20 protein-coding genes are annotated in these 26,024 nt (G+C 76.5%); 8 read left to right on the top strand and 12 right to left on the bottom strand.

What is annotated here, in order from left to right:
- Positions 1–55 precede the first annotated feature (55 nt).
- Positions 56–1,894, bottom strand: a complete 1,839-nt coding sequence (locus ACIQUQ_RS20060; RefSeq protein WP_403977491.1) for a hypothetical protein — start codon at positions 1,892–1,894, stop codon at positions 56–58.
- Between the two features lie 185 nt (positions 1,895–2,079).
- Here ACIQUQ_RS20060 and ACIQUQ_RS20055 point away from each other — a divergent pair, with 185 nt between their 5' ends.
- A complete protein-coding gene (locus ACIQUQ_RS20055; protein ID WP_403977489.1) occupies positions 2,080–2,823 on the top strand; it encodes a ricin-type beta-trefoil lectin domain protein in 744 nt (247 codons plus the stop codon).
- A 151-nt stretch (positions 2,824–2,974) separates the two neighbouring features.
- Here ACIQUQ_RS20055 and ACIQUQ_RS20050 read toward each other — a convergent pair whose 3' ends face one another.
- The 5 genes from ACIQUQ_RS20050 to ACIQUQ_RS20030 form a co-directional block, all read right to left on the bottom strand.
- Entirely contained in the window at positions 2,975–4,012 is a 1,038-nt protein-coding gene (locus ACIQUQ_RS20050) for a PucR family transcriptional regulator (protein WP_403977487.1), read from the bottom strand.
- A 139-nt stretch (positions 4,013–4,151) separates the two neighbouring features.
- Complete coding sequence (locus ACIQUQ_RS20045) at positions 4,152–4,571, bottom strand: hypothetical protein (protein ID WP_403977485.1); 420 nt, start codon at positions 4,569–4,571, stop codon at positions 4,152–4,154.
- A 167-nt stretch (positions 4,572–4,738) separates the two neighbouring features.
- On the bottom strand, positions 4,739–5,026 hold the full coding sequence (locus ACIQUQ_RS20040; protein WP_403977483.1) for a WhiB family transcriptional regulator: 288 nt from the start codon (positions 5,024–5,026) through the stop codon (positions 4,739–4,741).
- A gap of 49 nt (positions 5,027–5,075) precedes the next feature.
- Positions 5,076–5,291, bottom strand: a complete 216-nt coding sequence (locus tag ACIQUQ_RS20035) for a hypothetical protein (RefSeq protein WP_403977481.1) — start codon at positions 5,289–5,291, stop codon at positions 5,076–5,078.
- Positions 5,292–5,457: 166 nt separating this feature from the next.
- On the bottom strand, positions 5,458–6,222 hold the full coding sequence (locus ACIQUQ_RS20030; protein WP_403977479.1) for an SDR family oxidoreductase: 765 nt from the start codon (positions 6,220–6,222) through the stop codon (positions 5,458–5,460).
- Positions 6,223–6,317: 95 nt separating this feature from the next.
- Here ACIQUQ_RS20030 and ACIQUQ_RS20025 point away from each other — a divergent pair, with 95 nt between their 5' ends.
- Positions 6,318–7,265, top strand: coding sequence for an AraC family transcriptional regulator (locus ACIQUQ_RS20025; protein ID WP_403977477.1), 948 nt, complete (start codon positions 6,318–6,320; stop codon positions 7,263–7,265).
- Positions 7,266–7,277: 12 nt separating this feature from the next.
- On the opposite strand, the gene ACIQUQ_RS20020 is transcribed toward ACIQUQ_RS20025, so the two are convergent.
- The 4 genes from ACIQUQ_RS20020 to ACIQUQ_RS20005 form a co-directional block, all read right to left on the bottom strand.
- The gene (locus ACIQUQ_RS20020; protein ID WP_403977475.1) at positions 7,278–8,498 is read right to left on the bottom strand and encodes a monooxygenase; all 1,221 of its coding nucleotides are present in this window, start codon (positions 8,496–8,498) and stop codon (positions 7,278–7,280) included.
- A 239-nt stretch (positions 8,499–8,737) separates the two neighbouring features.
- On the bottom strand, positions 8,738–9,712 hold the full coding sequence (locus ACIQUQ_RS20015; protein ID WP_403977473.1) for an ABC transporter ATP-binding protein: 975 nt from the start codon (positions 9,710–9,712) through the stop codon (positions 8,738–8,740).
- Positions 9,709–12,852 carry an FtsX-like permease family protein gene (locus ACIQUQ_RS20010; protein WP_403977471.1) on the bottom strand — a complete coding sequence of 1,048 codons (3,144 nt, stop codon included), beginning with the start codon at positions 12,850–12,852 and terminating at the stop codon, positions 9,709–9,711. The genes ACIQUQ_RS20015 and ACIQUQ_RS20010 overlap by 4 nt, the downstream gene beginning before the upstream one ends.
- 1 nt (position 12,853) lies before the next feature.
- On the bottom strand, positions 12,854–16,375 hold the full coding sequence (locus tag ACIQUQ_RS20005; RefSeq protein WP_403977469.1) for an FtsX-like permease family protein: 3,522 nt from the start codon (positions 16,373–16,375) through the stop codon (positions 12,854–12,856).
- A 226-nt stretch (positions 16,376–16,601) separates the two neighbouring features.
- Between ACIQUQ_RS20005 and ACIQUQ_RS20000 the strand changes: the two genes are divergently transcribed.
- Positions 16,602–17,351, top strand: coding sequence for an ABC transporter ATP-binding protein (locus ACIQUQ_RS20000; RefSeq protein WP_403977467.1), 750 nt, complete (start codon positions 16,602–16,604; stop codon positions 17,349–17,351).
- Between the two features lie 186 nt (positions 17,352–17,537).
- Positions 17,538–19,109: a S8 family peptidase gene (locus tag ACIQUQ_RS19995; protein ID WP_403977465.1), complete on the top strand. Its 1,572-nt coding sequence runs from the start codon at positions 17,538–17,540 to the stop codon at positions 19,107–19,109.
- A 146-nt stretch (positions 19,110–19,255) separates the two neighbouring features.
- On the opposite strand, the gene ACIQUQ_RS19990 is transcribed toward ACIQUQ_RS19995, so the two are convergent.
- Positions 19,256–19,633 (bottom strand): hypothetical protein, encoded by a 378-nt coding sequence (locus tag ACIQUQ_RS19990; protein ID WP_403977463.1) that lies wholly within the window; start codon positions 19,631–19,633, stop codon positions 19,256–19,258.
- Between the two features lie 317 nt (positions 19,634–19,950).
- Between ACIQUQ_RS19990 and ACIQUQ_RS19985 the strand changes: the two genes are divergently transcribed.
- From ACIQUQ_RS19985 to ACIQUQ_RS19975, 3 genes are all read left to right on the top strand, one after another.
- On the top strand, positions 19,951–21,924 hold the full coding sequence (locus tag ACIQUQ_RS19985; RefSeq protein ID WP_403977461.1) for a GTP-binding protein: 1,974 nt from the start codon (positions 19,951–19,953) through the stop codon (positions 21,922–21,924).
- 180 nt (positions 21,925–22,104) lie between these two features.
- On the top strand, positions 22,105–23,286 hold the full coding sequence (locus ACIQUQ_RS19980; RefSeq protein WP_403977459.1) for a tryptophan 2,3-dioxygenase family protein: 1,182 nt from the start codon (positions 22,105–22,107) through the stop codon (positions 23,284–23,286).
- Between the two features lie 246 nt (positions 23,287–23,532).
- Positions 23,533–24,402, top strand: a complete 870-nt coding sequence (locus tag ACIQUQ_RS19975; protein WP_403977457.1) for a DUF1206 domain-containing protein — start codon at positions 23,533–23,535, stop codon at positions 24,400–24,402.
- Between the two features lie 13 nt (positions 24,403–24,415).
- Here the strand turns inward: ACIQUQ_RS19975 and ACIQUQ_RS19970 are convergent, their stop codons facing one another.
- Entirely contained in the window at positions 24,416–25,285 is an 870-nt protein-coding gene (locus ACIQUQ_RS19970; RefSeq protein WP_403977847.1) for an oxygenase MpaB family protein, read from the bottom strand.
- Between the two features lie 122 nt (positions 25,286–25,407).
- Between ACIQUQ_RS19970 and ACIQUQ_RS19965 the strand changes: the two genes are divergently transcribed.
- Positions 25,408–26,016 (top strand): DinB family protein, encoded by a 609-nt coding sequence (locus ACIQUQ_RS19965; protein ID WP_403977455.1) that lies wholly within the window; start codon positions 25,408–25,410, stop codon positions 26,014–26,016.
- Positions 26,017–26,024: the final 8 nt, after the last annotated feature.

The raw sequence follows: 26,024 nt of genomic DNA, 5'->3' as shown, positions 1-26,024 counted from the left end.
CCGGACCGGCGTCCCGCGCCGGGCGCGCCGCGTCGGGGCGCCGCGCCCGCCCCGCTCAGCGCCCGTGCGTCGTGAGCCCCCGCACGGGTACGGCGTCCGGCAGCCGGCCGGCCAGCAGCGCCAGGCCCCGGCGGAGCCTGCGGAAGTAGGTCGCCCGGCTCAGGTGGAGGCTCCGGGCGACCTGGTGGTGCGTACGGGGGCGCCCGAGGTAGTACGCGGCGAGGATGGCGCCCGCCTCCGCGTCGGCGGCGTCCCCCGAGGCGGCGAGGGCGCGCACCGCCCCGTGCAGCCAGTCGCACAGCGAACCCGGGGTGGACAGCCCCGGCCGGGCCAGCAGCGGGCTGCCCGCCAGCCGGTCCGGCTCCCGTACGAGGGCCAGCGCCCGGCCGACCAGCGCGGGCAGGTCCGCTGCCGGACCGGGTCCCGCGCCGGGCGCCAGCCGGCGCATCCACCCCGGCAGGCCGGCGGCGGCGAAGTCGTGGCTGTACACCTCCGGGGGCCGCCCGCAGCGGTAGACGTCGTCCCGGACCGCGCCGTGCGGGCGGAAGCTCAGGGTGCGCAGCAGGAGTTGGTAGTCCGGGCTCGCGGTGGAGACCACGAGGTGCCCCGCGAGGACGGACCGGACGAGGACGTGCCGCAGGATCTGCGCGTGCGCGCCCGCGTCGGTGCCGAAGGCCGCGCCCAGGAACAAGCCGCCCGCGGGCACCGTGCCCTCCGCGTGCTGCTGCAGGAGCGGCTCGATCCCGTCCGCCGTCTCCGACCCGACCGGCAGCAGCGCCGCCAGCGCCACCGGCGCGCCGTCCCGGTCCCTGGCCAGGTGGAACGACGACGTTCCGTCCTCCAGCCAGCGCTCCGTGACGCGTTCCGCGCGCCGGGTGTCGAAGCCGCTGCGCAGCGCCCAGCTGTGCATGAGCCGCCCGATCGCATCGGCTTCCCCCGGCCGTGCGGAGCCGACCAGCGCCGCGTCGTCGACCGGCGGGAACAGCGCGTCGCGGAGGACCGGGTCGCCGGAGAGGAACAGCCCCTGCTCCACCAGCCGGGCCTGCTCCCGGGGCTCCGCGCGCTCGGTGAGCAGCGCCCTGCGGTAGTCCGCGGCGCGCTTGCGCACGCCTTCGTGGGCCCCCGGGCGCCGCCAGGCGTAGGCCAGTTCCAGCAGGCTCCGGTACGGCTCGCGGACCGCCAGCCCGAGCGGCTCGCGCCGCACCACGGTCAGCCCGGCCAGGGCGGAGAACAGGTCCGGGCCGCCGGCCAGCAGCCGCTCGTCCCCGGCCCGTACGGTCGCCAGCAGGCGCAGCGCGTGCCGGTGGCGGCCGCCTGGCCTGGCGTGCTCCCGGTCGAGCCGGCGCACGACCTCCTCGGCCAGGGCGTCGGCGACCGCCCCGGGCGCGTCGGCCGGCGTGCCCGACAGCAGTTCCCGGCAGGCCAGTTCGGCCAGCAGGGGCAGTCCGCCGGCGAGGCGGACCGCGAGGGCCACCGCCTCGGGGTCGGTCAGGCCCGCGGCCCGTACCTGCTCCTCGACGGCCGCTGCGGAGCGGGGGCCGAGCGGCACGGTCGCGGGGTCGTGCCGGTCCCAGCCGGGGGCGACGCGCAGCGGGCGCCGGCTGGCCAGCAGGACCGGCCGGGCGCGCGCGTCCAGCGCCTCGGCGACGGCCTCCGCGTGCCCCGGGCCGTCCACGCCGTCGACCAGCAGCAGCCCGTCGCCGGGCACTGCCGCGAGCTCCGCGGTCCGCTCCCGCGCCATGTCCGCCGGCAGGCCGGACAGGTCGACGGCCGACGCCACCGGCAGCCGGCGCGCCAGGGTGCTCTTGCCCGTGCCGAGCCCGCCGCACAGGTTGACGACGGGGTGCGCGGCCACTGCGGCGAGCAGGGCGTCGAGGCCATGGGTGATCTTCACGGATCCGGGACGATACCCACCCGCCGTCCCCACAGGTCAGCACACAACCGGCCAGTCTCTGGCCGGAGTTGATACTCACGTGAGACTCCCGGTCCGCATGCCGCGGCTTAGGGTCGAGCCGTCCGCGGGGCCCCGGCGGCACACATCCACCTGCACGGCCACCACACCCTTGAAAGGAGCCTGGTGTGAAGCTGGTTCGATGGCTGCCGACCACGGCCATGGCCTTCCTCGCCGCCACGGCGCTCTTCGCCGGAACGGCGTCGGCGTCCGGCACGGCGGACACCGCGTCGAGCGCCTCCGCCACGGCGGCCCTGGCGCCGACCGCCCCGAAGTACTTCCTGGGCACGGGCTACGGCCCGTACAACATCGCCGTCGAGGCGGCCTGGAACTCGGCCTACGCGCAGGCCGTGAACGAGGGCTACGACACCAACCGCTGCAGCCGGTCGGCCGGCCCCCGTGCCCAGCAGATCGGCAGCGGCGACTACTACCAGGTGCTCCTGGAGATCTACTGCACCGTGCCGCCGCCGCCCGGCTCCGGCCAGATCGTCGGGGTCCACTCCGGCAAGTGCGTCGACGTGAAGGGGGCCAGCCTCAAGGACGGCGCCCCGATCCAGCTCTACGACTGCAACGGCACCGACGCGCAGATGTGGCGGCTGGAGGCCGACGGCACGCTCCGCGCGCTCGGCCGGTGCATGGACGTCCAGTACGCGAAGACCGAGAACGGCTCGCTGCTCGGCCTCAACTCCTGCCACCAGGGCCTGAACCAGAAGTGGGAGGTGCTCCCGGGCGGTCTGCTGCGCAGCCTGCACTCCGGCCGCTGCCTCGACGCGCTGGGCTGGGCCACGGGCAACGGGGCGCGCCTGGGCATCTGGGACTGCACCCCGACGCACACCAACCAGCAGTGGCGCGGTGCCCCGCTGGGCACCTGACGCCGGTGGCCGGGCCCCCGCCCGGCCACCCCTCCCGGTGCGGTGACCGCTGCGTCCCGTACGGGGGCACCCGGGCCGGCATGCGGTCCGGGTGCCGCCGTGTCCGTCCGGTGCCGCCGCGTCGGTCCGGGAGCCTCCGGGAGCCTTCGCGTCAGCCGTCGAGGAGCCGCCACACGGTGAGGGCGATCCCGGCCCGCACCAGGCCGGCCGGTTCGGTGAGTTCGATGCCGAGCAGCCTGCCGAGCTGTTCGAGGCGGCGGGCGACGGTGCTGTGGTGGAGGTGGAGCCGGTCGGCGGCGCGGCGCAGAGAGCCGGTGGCGCAGTAGGCGTCCAGGGTCTCCAACTCCTCCGGCCGGCCGGCGATGCGGGCGATCGCGGCCACGTCGGCGTTGTCCCGGACGGCCTCCTCGGGCACCTCGGCCAGCAGGGCCATCGCGCCCAGGCCGTCGTACCGGACGACCGGCCGGCGCGCGGTGGTGAAGCGGAGGGCCGTACGGGCCTGCCGCCACGCCAGGTCCGGCCGGCCGGCGGCGCCGATGCCGGCGAGCACCCCGGCCGGGAACCGGTCCGGGTCGAGGGCGCCGGCCAGGATGACGCCCACGTCGGAGAGCGGGGCGGCCTTCACGGGGCGGGCGGGGCAGACGAGGCCGCCGATCCGGTCCAGCGGCAGGTCGGAGCGCACGGCGACCACGTGGACCGGGGCTCCGACGGCGAAGCCGAGCAGGCGCAGGGCGCGGGCGCGGGCCGCGTCGTCGCAGCCGGCGCTGACCACCAGCTCGACGAGGGCGGGGTCGGCCATGGTGGTGCTGGCCGGGCCGTACCGCTCGACCACGGCGGCGACGGCGATCGCCAGCCGTTCCAGCAGCAGCTCGTCGAGGGGCCCGGGCGGCCCCGGGCGCTCCAGCCAGACCGCGCCGATCTCCTCATCGTCGAGGGTGACCGGCACGGTGGTGGAGGCGGCCCCGGGCGGCGTCGCGGGCGGCTCGCCGCCGTCGGGTGAGGTGCGGACGACCCGGCCGGCGCCGTACAGCCGTAACCCGGTCACGCACTCGGCGAGGCCCGCCGAGGCCCGGGCGAGGGCCGGGAGGTCGACCCGGCGGCGCATCAGCGTGTCGTAGAACATGACGACGCGGATCACGCCCTCGGCTTGGGAGTCCAGGTGCGACAGACGTTCGGCCAGTGCCTCCATGGCCCCGAGGATAGGCGCCCCGGCCGGGCCTGCGGCCCGCCGGACGGCGCCCGCATGCGGATGCCGGAGGGGCCGACGGCCTCTCCGGCATCCGCGGGGTCCGCGGGGTCCGCGGGGTCCGCGGGGTGTTCGCCCGGGATCACTTGCCGAGCTTCTTCTTCACCTGCTCCTTGATCTCCTTCTTGATGTCCTTCTTGGTCACGGTCCCGCCGGTGCCGGTGCCGTCGCCGCCGACCGCGGTGGCGTCGCCGGTGTTCACGGCATCCGCACTGGCGTTGCCGCCGGTGGCGTTGCCCGTCGTGATCGTGCACTTGCCCTTGCACTCGCCGACGCCGGAGTTGGCGTTGCCGCCGGTGGCGGTGCCGCCGACCGTGGTGTTCTCGGCGTTGGCGTCGCCGCCGGTACCGATGCCGTCGGCGCTGTCCGCCGGGGCCAGGGTCACCACCGCCTGCGGAGCGGGCGCGGCCATCGCGGTCGCCGGGAGGGCGATGCCGCCGCCCACCAGGGCGAGGGAAGAGCCGGCCAGAACGATGCGACGGGTCAGGAAACGCTGGTACATCGGAATTCTCCATTCGAAACAAAGGTAATTCGGCAACCGCTCCCCGGATTTCCGGGGATTCGTTTCCCCCGGTGGGGGCGTGCTTCAAATAAACCCCGAATGGGAATCCCGGTCACGCCACTGCAATACGTGGCTTGACGTGCTGGAATGGCCCTGTTAAAGCACCCTCAGGCGGTGGCGCGCAGCGGCGAGGCCAGGGAGCGGCGCTCTTCCTCGGTCAGGCCGCCCCACACGCCGTAGGGCTCCTGGACGCGCAGGGCGTGCCGCAGGCACTGGGTGCGCACCGGGCACCGCTCGCACACGCGCTTCGCCGCGCGGTCGCGGGCGGCGCGGTCGTCTCCGCGCTCGCCCTCGGGGTGGAAGAACCGTTCCGGCTCCAGCCCGCGGCACGCCGCTTCCGTCTGCCACTGCCACAGGTACTCGGCGGGGCCCGGCAGCCGCGACACGTTCGTCATCTCCGTTTGCCTCCTGGTCTTCGCTCGGGGTGGGGTGGGGCGGGTGGGGTCAGCTGCGGTCGCGGGTCTCGTCGACCACCGGGAGGGCGGCCGGCACGCGCCGCCGGCGCAGGACGCTCCCGTACACACCGAGCCCCAGCAGGCCGGCGCCCATCATGATCAGCCCGACCACGTCGAGGTTCACGCTCTCCATCTGCCAGTCGCTCGCGAAGGTGAGGACGGCCCCCACCACGATCAGGGCGATGCAGCCGCCAATGCCGGCCATGTGCGTAGCCTCCTCGTCGGATCGCGTCGTGCGGGGGCGGCCCCCCGCTCCGGCGCCCGGGCCGTTCCCGGCCCGGGCAGCCTGACTCGGCGCGTATGACCCGCAAGTCCCGCCCCAAACACCTGCGGCCCGGCCCCCTGCAGGGCGCGGGTGCGGGCCGCCCGGGTCACACCAGTGCCGCGCCGCCGTCCACCGCGACCGTGGTGCCGGTGACGTAGCCGTTGGACAGGGCGAAGAGATAGGCCGCCGCGGCCTCCTCGGCGGTGCCGACGCGCCGCGTGAGCAGCGCGGACCCGGCGCCCTCGAGGAAACCCTCCGGGTCCGGGACGCTGCCGTCCCACAGCTCGGTGCTGATCACACCGGGCCGGATCACGTTGACGCGCAGCGGGGCGAGTTCGACGGCGAGCGCCCGGGACAGGGCCTCGACGCCGCCGGTGATGCCCGCCGCGAGCGCGGTTCCCGAGAGGGGGCGGACCGCCAGGACGCCGGAGCTGAAGGTGATCGAACCTCCGTCGCGCAGGCGCGGCGCAGCGTGCTTGGCGGAGAGGAACGCGCCCCAGAACCGGCGCTCGAATACCCCCCTGGCCTCCTGCGGGGTGGTGTCGGCCAACGGCTTGATCAGCAGGGATTCTCCCGCGGTGTAGACGAGGTGGTCGAACTCCCCTACCCGCCCGAAGAACGCGGCGATGGCGTCGTCGTCGGCGACGTCCAGACGGCGGCCTTCGGCCCGCCCGCCCAACCGCCCCGCCGCCGCGTCCACGCGCTCCTGGCTGCTGGAAGCGACCACGACGTCCGCGCCGGCCGCCAGGGCCTGCCTGGCGACCGCGAAGCCGATGCCGGAGGTGCCGCCGATGATCACGATCTTCTTGCCGGTCAGAGACATGGGATCCGTTCCTTCGTCGATGCGGTGCCGGAACTCGGCCACCGCCATGGCACGAACGTACGGCTCCCCGTCGAGACGATGAATAACTGAAGATCTCGATTCCCTGTCATATCGTCTCGCCGAACGGGCACTAGGGTGGCGTCATGGACATCCTGAGCGACACCCTCGAAGTCCTGCGCACAGGACGCCCGATGGTGACGCGCACCGACGCTCGCGCCCCGTGGGCCCTGAGGTTCCAGCCCCTCTCGGGAGCCGGCTTCCACGTGGTCGTGGAAGGGCGCTGCCACCTGCTGCCGCCGGACGGCGAACCGGTCGCGCTGGGGCCCGGCGACATCGTGTTCCTGCGGCGCGGCAGCGGCCACACCCTGTGCGACGCACCGGGCCGCGATCCGGTGGACTTCGTGCCGGACCGGGTGGACCGTTCCTCGCCGGTCGGGCAGGTCACCGTGGAGGGGCCGGGGCCGCACACGGTGCTGGTGTGCGGCGCGTACGCGATCGACGTCGACCGCCCGCATCCGCTGTTCGGCGACCTGCCGGAGGTCATTCACCTCCCCGCGGTACCCGGCCGCCACCCGGTGCTGCGCTCGGCGGTGGACCAGCTGTGCGCCGAGTTCCACGCGCCGCAGCCGGGCTCGGACGCGGTCGTCACGGCGCTCGTCGACCTGCTGCTGCTGTACATCCTCCGGTCCTGGTACGCCGACCTGCCGGAGGACCGGAACCGCGGGTGGGCGGCCGCGCTGACCGACCCGGCGGTCGCCCCGGCCCTGAAGGCGATCCACGACGACCCCGGCCATCCCTGGACCGTGGAGTCCCTGGGCACCCGCGCCGGGCTGTCCCGGGCGGCTTTCGCCCGCCGCTTCGCGTCGGTGGTCGGCGAGCCGCCGCTGACCTACCTGACCAACTGGCGGATGGCCACCGCGGCGCGGCTGCTGCACCGATCGCCGGCCCCGCTGAGCACGATCGCGCAACAGACGGGTTACACCTCCGAGTTCGCCTTCGCCAAGGCCTTCAAACGGCACTTCGGATCGCCGCCGGGGACCTACCGCAGGCAGGCGGGGACGGCCGGCGGCGAACCGGGCGGACACGTCTGAGGGTGCGGAGCACTACGTGCGCAGGGCTCCGCCTCCGATGCCCGGCGCGCCGCCCAGCTGGTGCTGCCACCAGGCGGCGGTGTCCGCTGCGGTCAGGCCGGTCCAGACGGGCGTGCGTTCCACCTGGGCGCGGCCGAGCCGGCGGGCCAGGGCGACGAGTTCCCGCCCGGCCGGGCCGCGGGCGGCGTCGTAGCGGGCCTGGAGCTCGGTCCAGGTGGCGGCCGTCCCCCAGGCCGCTTCGAAGGCGCCGGCGTCCTGGAGCGCCTTGGCGGCCCCGCTGGTGTTGTGCGGGCGCACCACGCTGGCCGCGTCGCCCGCCAGCAGCACGCCGTCCCCGGCGACGCGGGCGGTCTCCAGGTCGTAGATGGGCTGGACGAGGGTGTCCTGCGCCGGGGTGAGGGCGAGGACCCGGGCCCAGTAGGGCGGGAAGCGGCGTTCCAGGAGCCCGGCCAGGGCGCCCGAGAGGGCCTCGGTGAGCCGGCCGGGCGGGAAGCTCGTCGGGTCGTCCAGCCGGAGCCCCGTACCGGGCGGGGGCACCGCGTACAGGACCCAGTTCACGCGGGGGCCGTCGGGGCCCGGGATGCGGTAGATCACGCAGCTGCCGCCGGGGAAGCAGACCGTCGCGACGGTGTCGGAGGGCCAGGGCCCCTCGCCGGGGCCGGCCAGCAGCCGGGCGTCGAAGTTGCCGCGCCAGCAGACGTAACCGGCGTAGTGGGGGCGGGAGTCCGGGCAGAGGGCACCACGGACCGTGGAGCGGTAGCCGTCGGCGCCGACGACCAGGTCGTACGCCGTGCCGGAGCCACCGGCCTCATGCACCACGGGCCGGCCCGGCCCGCCGGGCGGCGGGAGCGTCAGCCCGGTGACGGCCACGCCCTGCCGGAAGTCCACCGTGTCCGGCACCGCCTCCCGCAGGCCCCGCCAGAGCAGGCCCCAGTGGTACGAGTGGAAGGGGAAGGGCTGTTCCCAGAAGACCCGCCCCGTCGGCGTCCCGTCCGCGGCGACCCAGGAGCGGCGGGCCAGCGGGTGGGCGGCGATGCCGGGCGGCAGGACGCCCGCGGCCCGGAGTTCGGCGGCGCGTTCGTCGTGGACGCACAGCCCCACGCCGCGGTCCGCGAGCCGCCCGCGGGTCCGTTCCAGCACCACGACCCCGTCGGCACCCCCGCGGGCCGCCGCCGAAGCGAAGGCGCAGCCCGCGATGCTGCCCCCGACCACCGCCACCTGTCCGCCGCGCACCACCGCTCCCTCCGTCCCGTGCCCCGGTCCGTGCCTCAGGACCAGGTCTGTCCGGGCAGCCGTACGCCGACCCCCGGGCGGCCGAGTCTGGCGCACGGGACGGGCGCATCGGGCCGGAAACCACCCGTTCGGCGGCGCAACCGGGGTGCGGTAAGGCCCTGTTGGGTGGCGGAGGGGGTCTCAGGCGGCCAAGGCCCTCAGGGCCGCCGGCAGGCGCCGGACGGCACAGGGCCCGGGCGTCACTCCGGCGTGTCGGGGCGGACCGCGATGTGGTCGGGTTCGAGTTCGAGGAGGACGCGGTCCGCCATGCCGAGGGCCGCCGTGTACTCGCCCGGCAGCTGGAGGCGGCCGGCCCGGTCGAGGGTGGCGTACTCGCGCGAGACCAGGGACTCCCGGCCGTGGGCGTCCACCTCCGTGCGGCGCAGCACCTCGGAGGCGGTCCGCCCGTCCCTGATGGCGACGGTGCGGCGGACCTCCGAGGCCACGGCCTGGTCGTGGGTGACGATCACGATGGTGGTGCCCAGCTCGTCGTTGGCGCGCCGGAAGGCGGCGAAGACCTGCTCGGCGGTGGCGGAGTCCAGCTCGCCGGTGGGCTCGTCGGCCAGCAGCACCGAGGGGGAGTTGGCCAGGGCCACGGCGATGGCGACGCGCTGCTGCTGGCCGCCGGAGAGCTGCCGGGGGCGGTGGTCGGCGTACTCGGCCACCCCGAGCATCGACAGCAGCTCGTGGGCCCGCGCCGCCTGCTCGCGCCGGCGGCCGCGGCCGCGCAACCGCATCGGCAGCGCCACGTTCTGAGCGGCCGTCAGGTACGGGAGGAGGTTGCGGGAGGTCTGCTGCCAGACGAAGCCGACCACGTTCCTGCGGTAGTCGAGCCGGCCCGCGGCGTCCATGGCGAGCAGGTCCCGGCCGGCCACCCGGGCCGCGCCCGCGGTGGGCACGTCCAGGCCCGCGAGGATGTTCATCAGGGTGGACTTGCCGCTGCCCGAGGCGCCCACCAGCGCCATCAGCTCCCCCTCGCGGACGAGCAGGTCGAGCCCCTGGAGGGCCTGGACCTCGACGCCGTCCGTCGTGAAGACGCGGACCAGCCGGTCGCAGGCGATCAGGGCGTCGTGGCCGTACGAGGGCCGGTCCCGGTGCGCGGCGGCGCGGCGCTCCAGTTCCGCCAGGGTGGGCCGGGCGTCCGCCGCACCGGCCCCGGTCTTCGTGTCCGTCATCGCGTGTCTCCCGGTCCGTGCGTCGTCGAGGGGGTTCGGCGGCGGCCCGGCCGCCACGACTGGGCCGCGGCCACCACGGCCGCCAGCGCCACGACACCGGCCGCGGGCAGCACCAGCGACCAGGCGTCGGCGCGCAGCGGGAGGGCCGGGGGCGGGGTGAGGGCGGGCGCTGCGGTGAGGGCCAGCCGGGACAGGTCGATGCCGGGGGCGACCAGCCGTACGGTCGCCCAGGCGGTGAGTACGCCGCCGCCCGCGGCCAGCAGCGTCTGCGGCAGGGCCTCCAGCAGCACCAGGGCCCGGCCCTGGCGGGCGCCGAGGCCCAGGGTGCGCAGCCGCAGCAGGAGCGCGGCCCGGCCGGGTGCGGACCGCAGCAGGGAGAGCAGCAGGGCGACGGCGGCGTACCCGGCGCCGGCCGCGACGGCGGTCGCGTAGACGCCTTCGGCGCCCCGCTGGAGCGGGGTGTCGGTGAGCGCGGCGCGTTCGGCGGCGCGCAGCCGGACGGGCAGGCCGCCGGCGGCGGCGCGCAGGGCGTCCGGGTCGGGGTCGCCGGTGGCGAGCAGGGCCGTGACGCCGGTGCCGGGCAGGCCCGCGACGTCCACGAGGAGGAACTCGCCGCGCGGGGCCGCCGGGGTGACGGGGCGTACGGCGACGACCCGTACGGTCACCTCGCCGCCGGCGGTGGAGACGCGGCGGGGTCCGTCGCCGAGGCGGGCCGCGAGCGCTGGGGAGGCGACGGCGTCGAGCACGCCGGCGGAGCGGCCGAGGGCCGCTGCGGGGAAGGCGCCCAGTCCGGTGCTGCGGGCGAGCCGGGCGTAGGCGGCCGGTTCGACGCCGACCAGGGTCAGGGTGCGGGGGCCGTCGGCGTTCCGGCCGGCGGTGCTCTGGCTGTCCGCGGTCTGGCTGCCGGTGGCCTGGCTTCCTGTGGTCCGGCCGGCGGTGCTCTGGCTGCCGGGGTGCTGGCTGCCGGTCGCGGAGGCCGTGCGGTCGATCCGTACGCCGGTCACCTCGCGCACCCCCGGCACGCGCCCGACCGCCGTCCCCGTGCCGGCGGGCAGCGGGCGGGACTCGCCGGGGGCCGCGACGCGTACGTCGGCGCCGGTGGCCAGCAGCGCGGCGCGGTCCCGGGCGTCGGTGACCCCGGCCAGTACGGATCCGCCGAGCGCGGCGGTGGTCAGGGCCACCAGCAGGGCGAGCAGCGGCAGCACGCCGGCGGCGGGGGCGCGGCCGGCCCGGGCGAGCGCGAGGAAGCCGACCGCGCCGCGCAGCCGGCGGGCGGGACGGGCGGCCCAGCGCAGGGGCAGGGGGTAGAGGCGGACCAGGACGAGTGCGGCGGTGAGGGCCACGAGGACCGGAGCGGCCGCGGCCAGCGGGCCGCCCGCCTCCGCGGGGTCCCGGCCGCGCAGGGCCTGCAGCGAGGCGGCGGCCAGCACCAGCAGGGTCAGCTCCGCCACGGTGCGGGCGCGGCCGGGCCGGGCGGTGAGGAGGTCGTCGCGCTCGCCGTGGGCGCGGGGGCGGCGGTGCGCGAACACCGCGGGCAGCGGCAGGGCGACGCAGGCCAGCAGGGCCACGGCGGCCGCGGCCACGGCGGCGGGCAGCCACCCTGAGCCGTCGGTGAGGAGCAGGGCCGCGAGCAGCCCGGCAGCGGCGGCGGGTACGGCGATCACCGCGGCCTCCCCCGCCAAACGGGTCGCGATGCCGGTGAGGGACGCGCCGCGGGCGCGCAGCAGGGCCAGTTCGTCGCGGCGGCGGGCGGCCGTCAGGCTGCCCGCCATGGCCAGGACCACCGCCGCGACGGCCGCGGTGCCGACGGCGGCCAGGGCGACGATGCCGGCGATGGCCTCGCGGGCGGTGAGGTGGCTTTCGAGCACGGTTTCCAGGCCGGTGCCGAGCGCTGCGGTGTCCCCTGCGACGGTGCGCAGCCGCAGCAGGTCGGGCCCGCCTTCGAGGGAGGCGATGCGGCGGAGGGCGGCCGGGGTGTCACGGGTGGTGAGACCGTCCGTGGCGGGCGCGAACTGCCAGTACCGCTCGGGCTTGGCCTGGGTGCCGAGCAGTGCGGGCGCGGCGTCCGGGTGCAGGAGGAGGGCGGCCTGCCAGTGGTACGCGGGGGTGCCGCCCTTCTTCTCGGCGGCGAGGCCGGCGGTGCGCAGGAGCGGGGTGGCGGACCAGTAGGAGCCCTCGGGGGTGCGCGGCTCGACGGTGCCGGTGACCGTGACCGTGACCAGGTCGTCGCCGGAGGAGCCGGCCATGAGGTGCACCACGGAGCCGGTGCGCAGGCGCAGGGCGGCGGCGGTGTCCGTGGTGACCGCAGCCTCGAGCCGGCGGGTGCCGGACGTCACCGGAGCCGCGGCGGCCGGCAGGCGACCGGTGCGCACGGTGGCGTGCGCGGCGAGGCCGGACTGCGCGGCCAGCGTGAAGCGGGGCGGGACGGCGTCGGGGCGCGGCAGCCACGGATCGGTGGCGACCAGCGGATCCGTGGTGCGGACGCCGTACGCGGACTGCTCGGGGTCCGCCCGGAGCGGGGCCGGCAACGCGGCCGCGGCGCGCGAGTGGACGGCGGCCAGCGGAGCGGGGCGCAGGGCCTGCTCCCGGGCGGATTCCGGCAGTCCGAGGCCGGGCTGGGGGGCGGAGAGTTCGAGGACGGTCCCGGCGGCGGGGGCGTGGCGGACGGCGTACCGCAGGGCCCCGGTCTCGTACGCGTCCACGGCACGCGGGAGGGCCGCGGCCAGGAAGGCGGTGACGAGCACGAGCAGCCCGAGGGCCAGTGCGGCCGGCCGGGCGGTCCGCAGCCGGGTCCGCACCCAGGGCGCGGGGGTGCGGACGTGCCGGGGACGGGTGGCGGGCCCGTTTGCAGCCGGACCGCTCGCGATGGCGTCGGGGCCTTCGGCGGCCGCGCCGCTGGCAGTGGGACCGGTGGCAGCCGGGCCGCCTTCGGCGGGGGCAGTGGAGGCAGAACCGCCGACCGCCCCACCGTCCGCGGCAGCGCTGGTGGCAGCACAGCCACCGACCACCCCACCGTCCGCGGTGGAGCCGGCGGAAGTGTGCCCGGCGGCCGCCGGGCCGTCGGAAGCCGGGCCGTGCATGGCCGGACCATCGGTGGCCGGACCGTTGCCGGTGGGGCCGTTGGTGGTGGGGTGGGTCATGTCAGCTGTCCCCCTGGTCGCGCAGCGAGGGCGCGGGGCCGGCGTGGCGGAGTGCGAGTGCGGCCGCGGTGAGCAGCGGTACGGCGGCCACACCGGCGAGCAGCAGGCCCAGGTGGGTCCAGGGCAGTTCGACGAGGACCGGCGGCAGGGGCCGTTCGGCTCGCGCGGTCAGTACGAGGAGCGGTACGGCGGCCCGGGTGAGCAGGACGCCGATGCCGAGCCCTGCCAGTACGCCCACCAGGACGAGCAGGCCGTGTTCGGCGGCGGAGAGGGCGGCGAGCCTGCGGCGGGAAGCGCCCAGGGCCCGGAGCACGGCCAGTTCGGCGGCCTGTTCCCGGAGGGATCCGGCCGCGCTGACCGCGAAGCCCACGGCGGCGAGGGCGGCGGCCGCGACGGTGACGGCGAGCAGTGCGGCGCGGGGGCCCCGGCCGAGCGGGTCGTCGAGGAGGGCGGCGGTGCGTTCGTCGCGTACCAGCACCTCGTCGGCGGAGCCGGCGTCGGGGCGGGCGCGCAGGGCGGCGGCCACGCCGGCCGCCTCGCCGGGGCGGGTGCTCAGCCACCACTCGGTGGGCGCGAGGGTCCCGCTCCCCCGTTCCGTCAGCGCACGGTTGACGGTGCGCAGGTCCAGCAGGAGGGCGCCGCCCGTGGCGGCCGAGGTTCCGGTGTCACCGGCCGGGCCTCCGGTGGTGGGGAGTTGGCGTACCGCCCGCACCAGCCGTACGGTCAGCCGCTCGCCGGCCAGGGTGACGTCGACGCTGTCGCCAGGGCGCGCGGCCGCGGCGTCGAGGAAGGCGTCGGTGGCGATGGCGGGGACGGGCCGGGTGCCCGTGGCGGAGCCGGCCGTGGAGGGCCCAGCCGTGGCCGAGCCGGCCGTGGCCGAGCCGGCGGAGCCGGCTGGGGTGGAGCGGGCCGTGCGGTAGCGGACCGCGTACGCGTCGTCCGAGTCCGCCGCCGTGCCCGTGTCGTACGCCAGGGCGAGCGGCAGGCCGGTGGCGGTCGCGAGCCGCTGGGCCGGGCGCTGGTCGCCGTCCCGGGTGCCGGTCATGACGCCCTGCCAGTGCACCGCGGCGGGCGGGGTGAGGGCGCTGCGGGTGCCGTCCGGGGCGCGGGTGTGCAGGGCGGTGATCTCCAGGCGGTGGGCCTCGGACGCGGTGGCCGGCGGGGTGCCGCGCAGCTGGAGGCCGGTCAGGCGGAGGGGGCCGGCGGGGGCGTGGTGGGCGCCGGAGCCGGTGCGGTCGAGGTCGACGGTGAGCTGGCGGGCGCGCGCGTCCGTGGGTACCGGGCCCGCGGTGAGCTCGTACGGCAGGCCGAAGCGGTCTTCGGCCAGCACGGTGAGGACCGGCGGCGGGACCTGTGCCTCCGGTGGGGTCGGGTGGGCCGTGCCGGGCCGGTTCGGGCCCTTGCGGGTGGCAGTCAGGCGCAGGTCGAGCGTGAGGGCGCGGGCGTCGTCGGGGAGGTGGATGCCCGGGTCGGGGGCGGGCGCGGGTTCGCCGCCGGCCGCGGTGGGCCCTCCGCCGGCGTGCCGGTTCGGGGAGAGCGCGCGCAGCAGGGCCGTGGCCGGCTCGTCGGCGAGGTCGCGGCGGAGCAGCAGCCGTTCCGCGGCGTCGCCGAGGCCGAGGGCGAGCACCGTGGCGGTGCGGCCGCCCGAGAGGTCCACGGAGGTGCGGTGGGCGGGCGAGGCCTGCCGTACGCCGGGCCACTGCGCGTAGAGGCCGGCCTGGCCGGGGCCGCCGGGGCGGGCGTCGAGGACGCGTACGGAGGCACCGGTGGCGTAGTCGGCCTGGTCGCGCTGCGAGCGGTCCCAGGAGGCACCCTGGCCGACGGCGAGGGTGCCCATGGCCGTCGCGAGGACCAGCAGCAGCACCGGCCCGGCCCCGCGCAGCGGCCTGCGGGCCAGGTGCCAGCCGGCCAGCGCGGGCCCGAGGCCGCGGGACCTGGCGGCCCGGCGTTCGGCCAGCCGGGCCAGGGGCGGGAGGAGACGGAGGGTCAGGACGGTGCCGGCGAGCAGTGCGAGCGCGGGTGCGGCGACGAGCAGCGGGTCGACGCCGAGACCGGAGTCCGCGGCGGCGGACGGGCCCGCGGCGCCGGTGCGCCGGTCCAGCTGCCAGTAGGCCACGCCCGCGACCAGCACGAGGCCGAGGTCGGCGCCCGCCCGCACGGGTGCGGGCAGCGCGCCCTCCCGGCCGCGGCGGAGGCGTACGGTGCCGTCCGCGGCGGCGGTCAGCGCGGGCGAGACGACGGCCGCCGCGCAGCACAGCGCGACCGCCGCGGCCACCGCCCACACCCCGGCGGGCGGTGCGGTCCGGAACCCGGTGCCGTCGCCGGTCCCCGCGTACCCGCTGATCAGGTGGGTGAGCGGGCCGGCCAGCAGCGGGGCCAGCAGGGCGGCGGGCACGGCGAGGAGCAGGGCCTCGGCGGTGGCCAGGGCCGCGACGCGCGCCCGTGAGGCGCCTCGGGCGCGCAGCAGGCCGGTCTCGCCGGAGCGCTGGGCGCTGAGCAGCCGGGCCACGAGCAGCAGGGCGTACCCGGCGAGCAGTACGAGCTGCAGGGCGACGATCAGCAGGGTGGAACGGGCGACGACCAGGGCCCGCGAGGTCTGCGCCAGGACGGCGGGCAGGGCGGTGCGGACGGTGGCGCCGGCCGTGAACCCGGGCTCCGCGCGCAGGGCTTCCGGTCCGCTGGTCGCCGCGGCGCGGAGGGCGTCGATCCGGCCGGTGGTGAGGGTGCCGGGGTCGGCGGTGGCCAGCCAGCCGGAGGTTCCGGTGGAGGTGCGGCCCGAGGCGAGCAGCGAGGGGTCGGCGAGCAGGGGGCCGTACGTGGTGAACACCCCGGTGCGGACGGCGCGTCCGGCCAGGGGATCGAGCTGCCAGTACGGGTCCCCGGTGTCGCGGGCCTGGTAGGTGCCGGTGATCCGGACGGTGAGCGGGGTGCCGGTCAGGCGGTCGACGAGGCGCAGCCGGGCGCCGGGGGCGATGCCGAGGCGCCGGGCGGCGGCCTGGGGCAGGGCGGCGGGGACCTCGGCGGGGGTGGCCGCGGACGCGGCCGGGGTGGCCGGGGACGCGGACGCGGCCGGGCCGGCCGGGGACGCGGACGTGGCAGGGGCCTTGCCCGGGAGCGTGCCGGCGGTGAGCCGGATCCGGGTCGGGTCGAGGGCGGCGAAGTGGGTGAGGTCCGGGTTGCCGGAGCGGGCGGTGGCCGGCTGGAGGGCGCGCGGGAGTTCGTACGGACCCGAGGCGGTCAGCCTGCGCACCGTCACCGGCAGCCCGTCGAAGGTGCGGTGGGCCGCGCGCAGCACGGCCGCGTCAGCGGCGGCGCGGCGCTCGGGGGGTACGTCCGCGCTCACCACGAGGGCCCCGGAGGCCGCGGCCGGCCCCCGCAGCGTCCCGCGCAGGGCGGCGTCCCCGACGGAGGCGGAGAAGGCGGCGAGCGCGGCGAGGACCGCGGTGGTGAGGAGGACGGCGAGCAGGGCGCAGGCCAGCAGCAGCCGGTGCGCGCGTGCGCGCAGCAAGATGAACGCCGTCACTGAACACCCGCCCCCCGGCCGACGGTCCTGGGTGCCGGCTCGTTCGGTTTTCTATCAAAAAATGATGTTGAAGCAAATGGGAATCGTCCGGGAATGGCCCAGGAATGGGCGCCGAACGCTCCCGCTTCGACAGGAGTTGCGTCCCGCTCCGTCATTGCCCGGACAAGTTCCACCTGCCCATACTGGGCCGGAACGATCACGTACGGGGATGCACGGGGGCGGACCGATGGCGGAGCGGAGCGGCGGTACACAGGTGGCCGTGGACGGTGCGGGCACGGACGGCGAGGACGCCGGGGCCGGCCACCCCATGGTGGCGGTGACGGACCTGCACCGCTCGTACGGCAGCGGCCCGGCGGCCGTACACGCCCTGGCCGGCGCGACGTTCGAGGTCCGGCGCGGTGAGCTGGTGGCCCTCAAGGGCCGTTCCGGGGCCGGCAAGACGACGCTGCTCAACCTGGTGGGCGGGCTGGACGGCCCGGACCGGGGCCGGGTCGTCATCGACGGGACCGCACTGGACGGGCTGGGCGCGGAGGAGCTGCTGGAGCTGCGGCGCGACCGGATCGGCTTCGTCTTCCAGAACTTCGGGCTGATCCCGATCCTCACGGCGGCGGAGAACGTCGGGGTGCCGCTGCGGCTGCGCCGTACGGACCCGCGCGAGCGGGACGAGCGGGTGGCGCTGCTGCTGGCCCTGGTGGGCCTGGCCGACCACGCCGACCAGCGGCCCACGGAACTCTCCGGAGGCCAGCAGCAGCGGGTCGCGATCGCCCGCGCCCTGGCGAACCGCCCCTCCCTCCTCATCGCCGACGAACCCACGGGCCAGCTGGACGCGGCCACCGGCCTGACGATCATGGAACTGCTGCGCTCGGTGGTCCGCAGCGAGGGCGTGACGGCTCTGGTGGCCACCCACGACCCCCAGCTCCTGGACCTCGCGGACCGCGTCCTGGAACTCCGCGACGGCTGCATCGCGGCGCAGTAGCGGCGCGGCCGAAGCCCCGCCCCGGTGGCGTGCGCACGTGCTGCCGAATCAGTGGCGTTACGCCAACTTCCGCCAGGGGGGCGCGAATTGATGTCCCGACACGCGAGATGCGCCCTTGCCCGGAAGGGGCTGACGAGACAGTCTTGCGGGACGGGACCGGCAGGGGGTCCCAGGGGGGAGTGAATCATGCATGCCAGAAATCAGACACGCCGTCATCGGCTGACCGTACTGGCGGTCGCCGCGGCCACGCTGCTCGGGGGTGTCACCGCCGCATCCGCGGAGGCCGCGCCGCCGCCCGAGGGCACGGTGGCCAACGCCGGAGCGCCGGGCACCATCCCGGGCAAGTACATCGTCATCCTCAACCAGACCAAGGCGAAGTCACAGTCGCCCGCCGGGCGTTCGGTCGTCGAGCGGTACTCCGGCAAGATCCGCCGCACGTACGACGCGGCGCTCAACGGCTACGCGGCGGAGATGACCGAGCAGCAGGCCAGGCGGCTGGCCGCCGACCCGGCCGTGGCCGAGGTCGTCCAGGACGCCGCGGTGAAGGCCGACACCACGCAACCGACGCCGCCCTCGTGGGGGCTGGACCGGCTCGACCGCCGCCGCAAGCCGGGCCAGAACCAGAAGTACACGTACCCGACCAGCGCGGGCACGGGCGTGACGGTGTACGTCATCGACACCGGCGTCAACTTCGGCCACCAGGACTTCGGCGGACGCGCCCGGTCCGGGTACGACGCCGTCGAGCCCGGCACGCCGGCCGACGACGAGCAGGGCCACGGCACGCACGTGGCCGGCACCGTGGCCGGCACCACCTTCGGCGTCGCCAAGAAGGCCAAGATCGTCTCCGTCCGGGTGCTCGACGCCAACGGCCGCGGGACCGTCTCGCAGGTGGTCGCGGGCATCGACTGGGTGACGCGCAAGGCCGTCAAGCCGGCCGTGGCCAACATGAGCCTGGGCGGCAGCCCGAACTCCGCGCTCGACACGGCCGTGCGGAACTCGATCTCGAAGGGCATCACGTACGCCGTCGCGGCGGGCAACGACAACGAGGACGCCTCGCAGCACTCGCCGGCCCGCGTGGGCACCGCGATCACCGTGGGCTCCACGCAGAGCGACGACCGGCGTTCGGACTTCTCCAACTACGGTCCGCTGGTGGACGTGTTCGCACCGGGCACGAACATCACCTCGGCCGTCTGGTGGGACAACAGCTCCTCGACGACCCTCTCGGGCACGTCGATGGCGACCCCGCACGTCGCGGGCGCCGCGGCGCTGTACCTCTCGGCCCACCGCACCGCCAGCCCGGCCACCGTCTCGAGGGCCCTCAAGGACAGCTCCACCACCGGGCAGATCTGGGACCGGGGCACGGGCTCGTACAACCGCCTGCTGTACGTGGGCTCGACGCCGCTGAAGCCGGCGGGGCCGCGGTTCACCAACAGCAACAACTACACCATCACCGGCAACCAGCCGGCGACCAGCTCCGTCACGGTCACCGGGGTCTCGGGCAACGCGCCGAGCAACCTGGAGGTCGCGGTCTCCGTCAAGTTCCCGGCCTACGGGTTCCTGTCGGTCGACCTGATCGCCCCCGACGGGACGGTCTACCCGATCAGCCTCACGGACACGACGTGGGACATGCCGGACGTGGGCGGCATCTGGACGGTGAACGCCTCGGCCGAGGCGGCCAACGGCAAGTGGAAGCTGCGGGCCCACGACCCGTGGTCGAGCAACTCGGGCTACATCAACAGCTGGACCCTCCGCTTCTGACCGAGGCTCCACCCGCCGACGACACACCCGGTGCCCCGGTCCCGCCTCCCGCGGGGCCGGGGCACCGGCATGCGTGGCCGCCGGCCGTGCCCTGTTGCCCGCGCCGCCCCGCGCCGCCCGCGGGAAGTCCGGTCCACGGCGCGCGCTCAGAACCACCACGAGGCGCTGCGCAGGGCGAAGCAGAGGTACACGACGGCGGCGGCCCAGAGGAGGAGCGTGCCGGTCAGGGTGCCGGCGGCCGCCGCGAGGTGCCGGTCCCGGCGGAGGCGGCCGGCAACGGCCCAGCCGGTCGCGGCGCCGCCCGTCGGCAGTCCGAGAACCACGGCCGCTGCGATGAGCAACGACCCCGTGGCCTCGGGGTCGGAGGTCCAGCCGGCGGGACTCGGCTGGGCGAGGCCGTCGTACACGAGGTAGAACATCAGCAGCGCCCAGGGAGGCGTCAGCAGCAGCACCGTCAGGACGACGAGCGCGACGAGGCCGCGCCGCCGTCGGCGGGGCCGTGCGCCCGCAGCCGAATCCGTCATCGGCCCATCGTGGCAACGTCTGCCGGATACGGCCATCCCCTGCCGTACCCCGTCTCGCGCCGCCGCGTCAGGCGGGTGGGACCGGGGGTTCGCCGGGTTCCCGGGGCTCGCCCGGTGTGTCCGGTTCCTCCACCGTCCGCGTTCCACCGTCGCCCCCGGCACCGGCGCGCGACGGGATAAATGCGTTGCCCCTCCCCCGGTCGCCCTGCCACCCTCCTCGGGCACCACACCCACGAGCAAGGAGCAGCCTGCGATGCGCGGAACGTCGACGTCCCCCACGGAAGGAACGGTCATCAACCCGAAGGACACGACGCTCAGTGCAGTCAACGCAACGCACGCTGAACCTGGGGATCCTGGCGCACGTCGACGCCGGTAAGACGAGCCTGACCGAACGGCTGCTGTACGCCGCCGGGGTCATCGACGAGATCGGCAGCGTCGACGCGGGCAGTACCCGCACCGACAGTCTGGAACTCGAACGCCGCCGCGGCATCACCATCCGGTCGGCGGTCGAGAACTTCCGGCTGGGCTCCGGCGCCCACGCGGTCTCCGTCAACCTCGTCGACACGCCCGGGCACCCCGATTTCATCGCCGAGGTCGAGCGGGTGCTCGGCGTCCTCGACGGCGCCGTCCTCGTGGTCTCCGCGGTGGAGGGCGTCCAGCCGCAGACGCGCGTCCTGATGCGGACCCTCAAGCGCCTCGGCATTCCCACCCTCGTCTTCGTCAACAAGGCCGACCGGCGCGGCGCGGACGACGTCCGCGTGGTCGGCGAGATCGAGCGCCGGCTCGGCGTGCCCGTCGTCCCCATGGGCCGGGTCGTCGACGGCCTCGGCACGAAGGAGGCGCGGACCGCGGCCTTCGCCACTGACGAACCGCGCTTCGCCCGGCGGCTGCTGGACGTGCTCACCGCCCACGACGACGACCTGCTCGGCGCCTACCTGACCGACGAGCGTTCCGTGACGCCCGGGCGGCTGCGCCGCGCGCTGGCCGGTGCGACCCGGGCCGGCCGGGTCCATCCGGTGTACGTCGGCTCGGCCGTGACCGGCGCCGGCGTGCCGGAGCTGGTCGACGCGGTGCGCGAACTCCTGCCCGCCGTGCGCCCCGACGCCGACGGGCCGCTGTCGGGCCGGGTGTTCAAGGTGGAGCGGGGCGAGCGCGGGGAGAAGCTCGCGTACGCCCGGCTGTTCTCCGGCACGCTCGCCGTGCGGCAGCAGGTGCGGGTGGGTGACGGCGAGGGACGGGTCACCGGACTGGCCGTCTTCGCCGGCGGCACGCTCGACCGCCGGGCCGCGGCCCGGGCCGGGGAGATCGCGGTGCTGCGCGGCCTGCCCGGGGTCCGGATCGGCGATCCCGTGGGCCGTGAGCCGCAGGACCGGCCGTACGGGCGGGTCTTCGCGCCGCCCTCCCTGGAGACCGTGGTGGTGCCCGCCGGACCCTCCGCCGAGGGCGAGCTGCACCTGGCACTCGGCCGGCTCGCCGAGCAGGATCCGCTGATCGGCCTGCGCCAGGACCCCGCGGGCGGCCGGCTCTCGGTGTCGCTCTACGGCGAGGTGCAGAAGGAGGTGCTCCAGACCACCCTCGCCGAGGAGTTCGGGCTGGCGGTCCGCTTCGAGGAGACGACCCCGATCTGCGTGGAGCGCGTGACCGGCACGGGCGCCGCCCACGAGGTGCTCGATCACGACGGCAACCCGTTCCTGGCGACCGTCGGGCTGCGCGTCGAGCCGGGGCCGCCGGGCGGCGGCGTGGTGTTCCGCCGCGCAGTCGAACTCGGCTCGCTGCCGCTGTCCTTCATGCGGGCGGTCGAGGAGACCGTGCACGCCACGCTCGGCCAGGGCCTGTACGGCTGGCAGGTGCCGGACTGCACGGTCACCATGACGCACTCGGGCTTCTGCAGCATCCGCAGCACCGCGGGCGCGTTCCGTGCGCTGACCCCGCTGGTGCTGATGGCCGCCCTGGCCCGGGCCGGCACGGTGGTCCACGAGCCGGTGCACCGCTTCCGGCTGGAGTTCCCGCAGGCCGCCTACCCCGCGGTGGCCCTCGCCCTCGCGCGGGCCGGTGCCGTTCCGGGCACGCCGGCGGCGGAGGGTGACGCGTACGTGCTGGAGGGCCGCGTACCGGCGGACCGGGTGCACGGACTGGAGCGGGAGCTGCCCGGGCTCACGGGCGGCGAGGGCGTCCTGGAGTCGGCCTTCGACCGCTACGCCCCGGCCGCGGCCCCGCGCAGCCGCCCCCGCACGGACGGCAACCCGCTGCACCGCGAGGAGTACCTGCTCCACGCCCACCGGCGGATCTGAGGCGGGTCGGGGACACGGGGCGGGAAGGACGCGGGCGGGGCCGCGGCGGCGCTTGCCGCTGCCGCCCCGCCTGTCAAGACACGAATGTCCGCGACGTGACGCGTCCCGCCCCGGCCCCGCCTACTGGGAGTCCCCCGCCCCACCCCGACGGTGAGGCCCACGCCGAGGAGGCGACGAGAGATGACCATGGAGCTGCCCGCGTGCCGGGACGGATACCTGCTGGCCCGCCGGGTCACGGACGAGGTGCGCCGGACCGGGAAGCACTTCCTGCCGGAGCCCGTGCTCCGGAGCCTGGGCGCCCTCAGGTCCGGCCACGCCACGGACCGGCTGCCGTACCTGCGCACCTTCCTCGACTGCCTGCTCGACAAGCACGAAGGGCGCTACGCGAACCGGACCTACCTCTCGCTCCCCCTGCTGGAACTGGTCCTGGACGACCCGGACGGGCCGTTGGACCCGAGCCACATGGCGACGCTGCTGATAGCCGACGTCGTGCGGTACGAGTCGCGGGTACGTGAGCCCGGCGGCCCGGGTTCCGGCCGCGCGGGGGGCGGCGGGGCGGACCCCGATCCGCCCGGCCCCGACACCACGCGCAAGCGGCTGCGCCACGCCCTGCGGTTCGTCTCGGACGACCTCGGCGGCCGGGACGCGGGCGAGGTCGCCGACCTCCTCCCCCGGCCCCCCGCCACCGCCGCCGGCCGCTGGTTCGACCTGACCGTCCAGCCGGTGTACGTCCTGCACGACGAGTTCTTCTTCATCCGCGCCCTCCAGGCCCACGAGATGCTCTTCACCGCGGTCGTGGCGGACGTCCGGGCGGCGATCGCCGCGCTCCGCGACGACCGGCCCGGGGCCGCGGCCGGGCACGTGGACCGGGCGGCCGGCTCGGTCGACCGGGCGGCGGCCCTGTTCCGGCTCGTGGCCACCATGCGGCCGGACCACTTCGCGGCGTTCCGCCGGTACACCCAGGGCGCCAGCGCCATCCAGTCCGAGCAGTACAAGCGGTTCGAGGTGCTGTGCGGGCTGCCGTCCGGCGAGCGCCTGTGCTCGGCCGCGTTCGCGGGCGTCCCGGCCGTACGGGCCGAGGCCGAGGACGCCGGTCACGACACCGTGGCACGGGCCTACCTGGACCTGCGCCGCCGGACCCCGGTCGGACACGCGGAGCGGGACCTCCTGCACGCGGCCCTGGCCCGCCTGGAGGACCGGCACCAGCGCTGGAAGGCCACCCACCGGAGCCTCGCGGCCCGCATGCTCGGGGACGCGCCCGGCTCGGGCTACACCGACGGGGTCCCGTACTTGACCGAGTGCCTGGGCAACCGGCTCTTCCGGCAGCTCGCCGAACGGCCCGCGGCCCGGCGCGTCACCTGAACCGACCGGGTCGGACCGGGCCCGGCCGGACCGGGCCGCCCGCACCGGGCCCGGCCTCGCCGGGGCCACGCGGCACCGACCCGGATCCGGCCGGCCGCACATCAGGCGGCGCGGGCGGGGAAGGCGCGGACCTGAGCGGCCCGCCGGCGCGGTCACGGACAGCCACCGGCGGCCGCAAGGAGCAGGTGCCCGTACCCCCGCCGCACCGGGCGGCGGGACGGACGGGCCCGGGAAGGGGCTCGGCCCATGTCCTCGTACGGCGAACCGGCGACCCGACGCGACTCCGGCCGGACCGGCACCGAAGGCCCCGGCCACCGCGGGCGCGCCAGACGCGAGACGCGCCGGGCGATCGTGGTGGCCGCGCGCACCGGGCTGGCCACGCGCGGGGTGCTGTACGTCCTGGTGGGCCTGCTGGCGCTGCAGGTGGCCTTCGGGGACACCGGCGAGGAGGCCGACCGGTCGGGCGCGCTGGCCACGCTGGCCGACCGCTCCTACGGCGCCGTACTGGTGTGGGCCATCGGGATCGGGCTGGTCGCGATGGCCCTGTGGCGGCTGTCGGAGGCGGTGTTCGGGGCCACCGGGCCGGACGGGCGCAAGGCCACCAAGCGGGCAGCGTCGGCCGCGCGGGCGGTGTTCTACGGGGTGCTGGCCTATTCCGTGCTCGCCTTCGCCGCCGGCCGCAAGGAGAACCGTTCCGGCGACGAGCAGTCCCGGGACCTCACGGCGCGGGTGATGGACGCTCCCGCGGGCCCCTGGCTCGTCGGGGCGGTCGGCTGCGGCATCGCGATCGGGGGCATCGTGATCGCGGTGCAGGCCGCGATGCGCACGTTCCGCAAGGAGATGGACACGGCGGCCCTTCCCCAGTGGGCGCGCACGCTCGTGGACACGATCGGGGTCGTGGGCGGCCTCGCCCGCGGTGCCGTCTTCACGGCCGCGGGCGGCTTCCTGGTGTACGCGGCGGCCGACTACGACCCGGCGAAGGCCAGGGGCGTCGACGACACCCTGCGCGCCTTCGCCGAGACCCCGGCCGGGCCCTGGCTGCTGGTCGCGGTGGCCGCCGGACTGCTGCTGTTCGGCGTGTTCTCCTGGGCCATGGCCGTCTGGCGGCGGGTGTGAGCTCCCCCGGCGGTCAGCCGGCGGACGGGGGCGGCGGGCTCATGGCCCAGCGGATGGTGGCCGTGACCGCCGCGCCGGCCGGCCGTACGCACCACCGCTCGGCCCGCGGCAGCAGGGGCAGGCCGAGGGGCGCGCGGGCCCACGGCGGGAGCAGGGCCACCGCAGCCGCGGCGAGCATCCCGTACGGGACGCGCACCGGCCACGGCAGCGGCGGCCTGAGCAGGATGAAGCGGGCCGCTGCACGGGCCTCGTCGGTACCGCGGAGCTCCGGCCGGTACGCGTCGAGGCGGCGGGCCAGCTCGGCCGTCGTACGGGGCGGGCGTACGACGCCCAGCGCCTCCCCCACCCGGCCGGCGGCCGCCACGTACGCGTCGCACTCGGCCGGGTCCAGGGGCCGGGCGCCGTACCGCCGGTGAGCCCGCAGGAAGCTGTCCACCTCGGCGATGTGCACCCATTCCAGCAGGTGGGGGTCGCCGGCCCGGTACGGTTCCCCGTCCGGGGTGCGGCCGCGGACCCGCTCGTGGACCGCCCGTACGCCGTCCACCGCGCGCTGTGCGTCCTCGGCGGTCCCGTAGGTGGTGTAGGCGAGGAAGGTGCTGGTGCGCTGCAGCCGGCCCCAGGGGTCGCCGCGGTAGCCGGAGTGGGCCGCCACCGCGGCCATCGCGAGGGGGTGCAGCGACTGCAGGAGCAGCGCGCTCAGACCTCCCACGAACATGGAGGCGTCGCCGTGCACGCGGCGGATCGGCTCGTCGGGTCCGAACCAGCGCGGGCCGGGCGTGCCGTGGATGCGCTGCCGGTTCTCCGGTCCCGAGGGGCCGGCGACACGCCGGAAGAGGGCGTCGCCCAGGCGGTCCCGCGCCCGCGGCGGCGCCAGCCGGTGCAGTGCGGCCGACCGGTTCACGGTTCAAGTGTCGCGCGGGCGGCCGGTGCCGGGAAGCCCCCGCGCGGCCGCGGCGCTCCGGGAAACCGGTGGAACCGGGACCCCGGGCGGGAAAGACTGGGCCCATGACCTCGACGACTCCGGAGTCCCCGGGCCCCAAGGCCGACCTGCACTTCTACCTCCAGTCCGCCAGGGACGCCCTGCTGTGGAAACTGGAAGGGCTGTCCGAGTACGAGGTCCGGCGGCCGATGACGCCGACCGGGACCAACCTGCTGGGCATGGTGAAGCACGCGGCCAGCGTGGAACTGGGGTACCTGGGCGACACGTTCGGACGGCCGTCGGGCGAGTCGCTGCCGTGGGTCGAGGAGGGCGCGGAGGCCAACGCGGACATGTGGGCCACGGCCGCGGAGTCCCGCGAGGACGTCGTGGGCCTGTACCGGCGTGCATGGGCGCACGCGGACGCCACGCTGGAGGCGCTGCCGCTGGACACGGTCGGCCGGGTGCCGTGGTGGCCGGAGGGGCGGGACGAGGTCACGCTGCACCACGCCGTGGTGCGGGTGATCGCCGACACCCACCGGCACGCCGGTCACGCGGACGTCATCCGCGAGCTGACGGACGGCGCGGTCGGCATGAACGAGGGGAACACCGGCCTCCCGTCGGACGACGCGGCCTGGTGGAAGGAGTACCGGGCCCGTCTGGAGCGGGCGGCGCGGGAGGCCGACGGGCGCGCGTGACGCCGGTT

Source organism: Streptomyces sp. NPDC101118 (assembly GCF_044759445.1).
Taxonomy (GTDB): Bacteria; Actinomycetota; Actinomycetes; order Streptomycetales; family Streptomycetaceae; genus Streptomyces.
This window is presented reverse-complemented; position numbering and strand designations above follow the sequence as displayed.

Excerpts from the sequence above, each read along its gene's own strand:
- ACIQUQ_RS20010 (WP_403977471.1), bottom strand. The coding sequence starts at position 12,852 with ATGACCCACCCCACCACCAACGGCCCCACCGGCAACGGTCCGGCCACC.
- ACIQUQ_RS19990 (WP_403977463.1), bottom strand. The coding sequence starts at position 19,633 with ATGACGGATTCGGCTGCGGGCGCACGGCCCCGCCGACGGCGGCGCGGC.
- ACIQUQ_RS20050 (WP_403977487.1), bottom strand. The coding sequence starts at position 4,012 with ATGGAGGCACTGGCCGAACGTCTGTCGCACCTGGACTCCCAAGCCGAG.
- ACIQUQ_RS19965 (WP_403977455.1), top strand. The coding sequence starts at position 25,408 with ATGACCTCGACGACTCCGGAGTCCCCGGGCCCCAAGGCCGACCTGCAC.
- ACIQUQ_RS19975 (WP_403977457.1), top strand. The coding sequence starts at position 23,533 with ATGTCCTCGTACGGCGAACCGGCGACCCGACGCGACTCCGGCCGGACC.
- ACIQUQ_RS20045 (WP_403977485.1), bottom strand. The coding sequence starts at position 4,571 with ATGTACCAGCGTTTCCTGACCCGTCGCATCGTTCTGGCCGGCTCTTCC.
- ACIQUQ_RS20015 (WP_403977473.1), bottom strand. The coding sequence starts at position 9,712 with ATGACGGACACGAAGACCGGGGCCGGTGCGGCGGACGCCCGGCCCACC.
- ACIQUQ_RS20040 (WP_403977483.1), bottom strand. The coding sequence starts at position 5,026 with ATGACGAACGTGTCGCGGCTGCCGGGCCCCGCCGAGTACCTGTGGCAG.
- ACIQUQ_RS19995 (WP_403977465.1), top strand. The coding sequence starts at position 17,538 with ATGCATGCCAGAAATCAGACACGCCGTCATCGGCTGACCGTACTGGCG.
- ACIQUQ_RS20035 (WP_403977481.1), bottom strand. The coding sequence starts at position 5,291 with ATGGCCGGCATTGGCGGCTGCATCGCCCTGATCGTGGTGGGGGCCGTC.
- ACIQUQ_RS20000 (WP_403977467.1), top strand. The coding sequence starts at position 16,602 with ATGGCGGAGCGGAGCGGCGGTACACAGGTGGCCGTGGACGGTGCGGGC.
- ACIQUQ_RS20025 (WP_403977477.1), top strand. The coding sequence starts at position 6,318 with ATGGACATCCTGAGCGACACCCTCGAAGTCCTGCGCACAGGACGCCCG.
- ACIQUQ_RS20030 (WP_403977479.1), bottom strand. The coding sequence starts at position 6,222 with ATGGCGGTGGCCGAGTTCCGGCACCGCATCGACGAAGGAACGGATCCC.
- ACIQUQ_RS19980 (WP_403977459.1), top strand. The coding sequence starts at position 22,105 with ATGACCATGGAGCTGCCCGCGTGCCGGGACGGATACCTGCTGGCCCGC.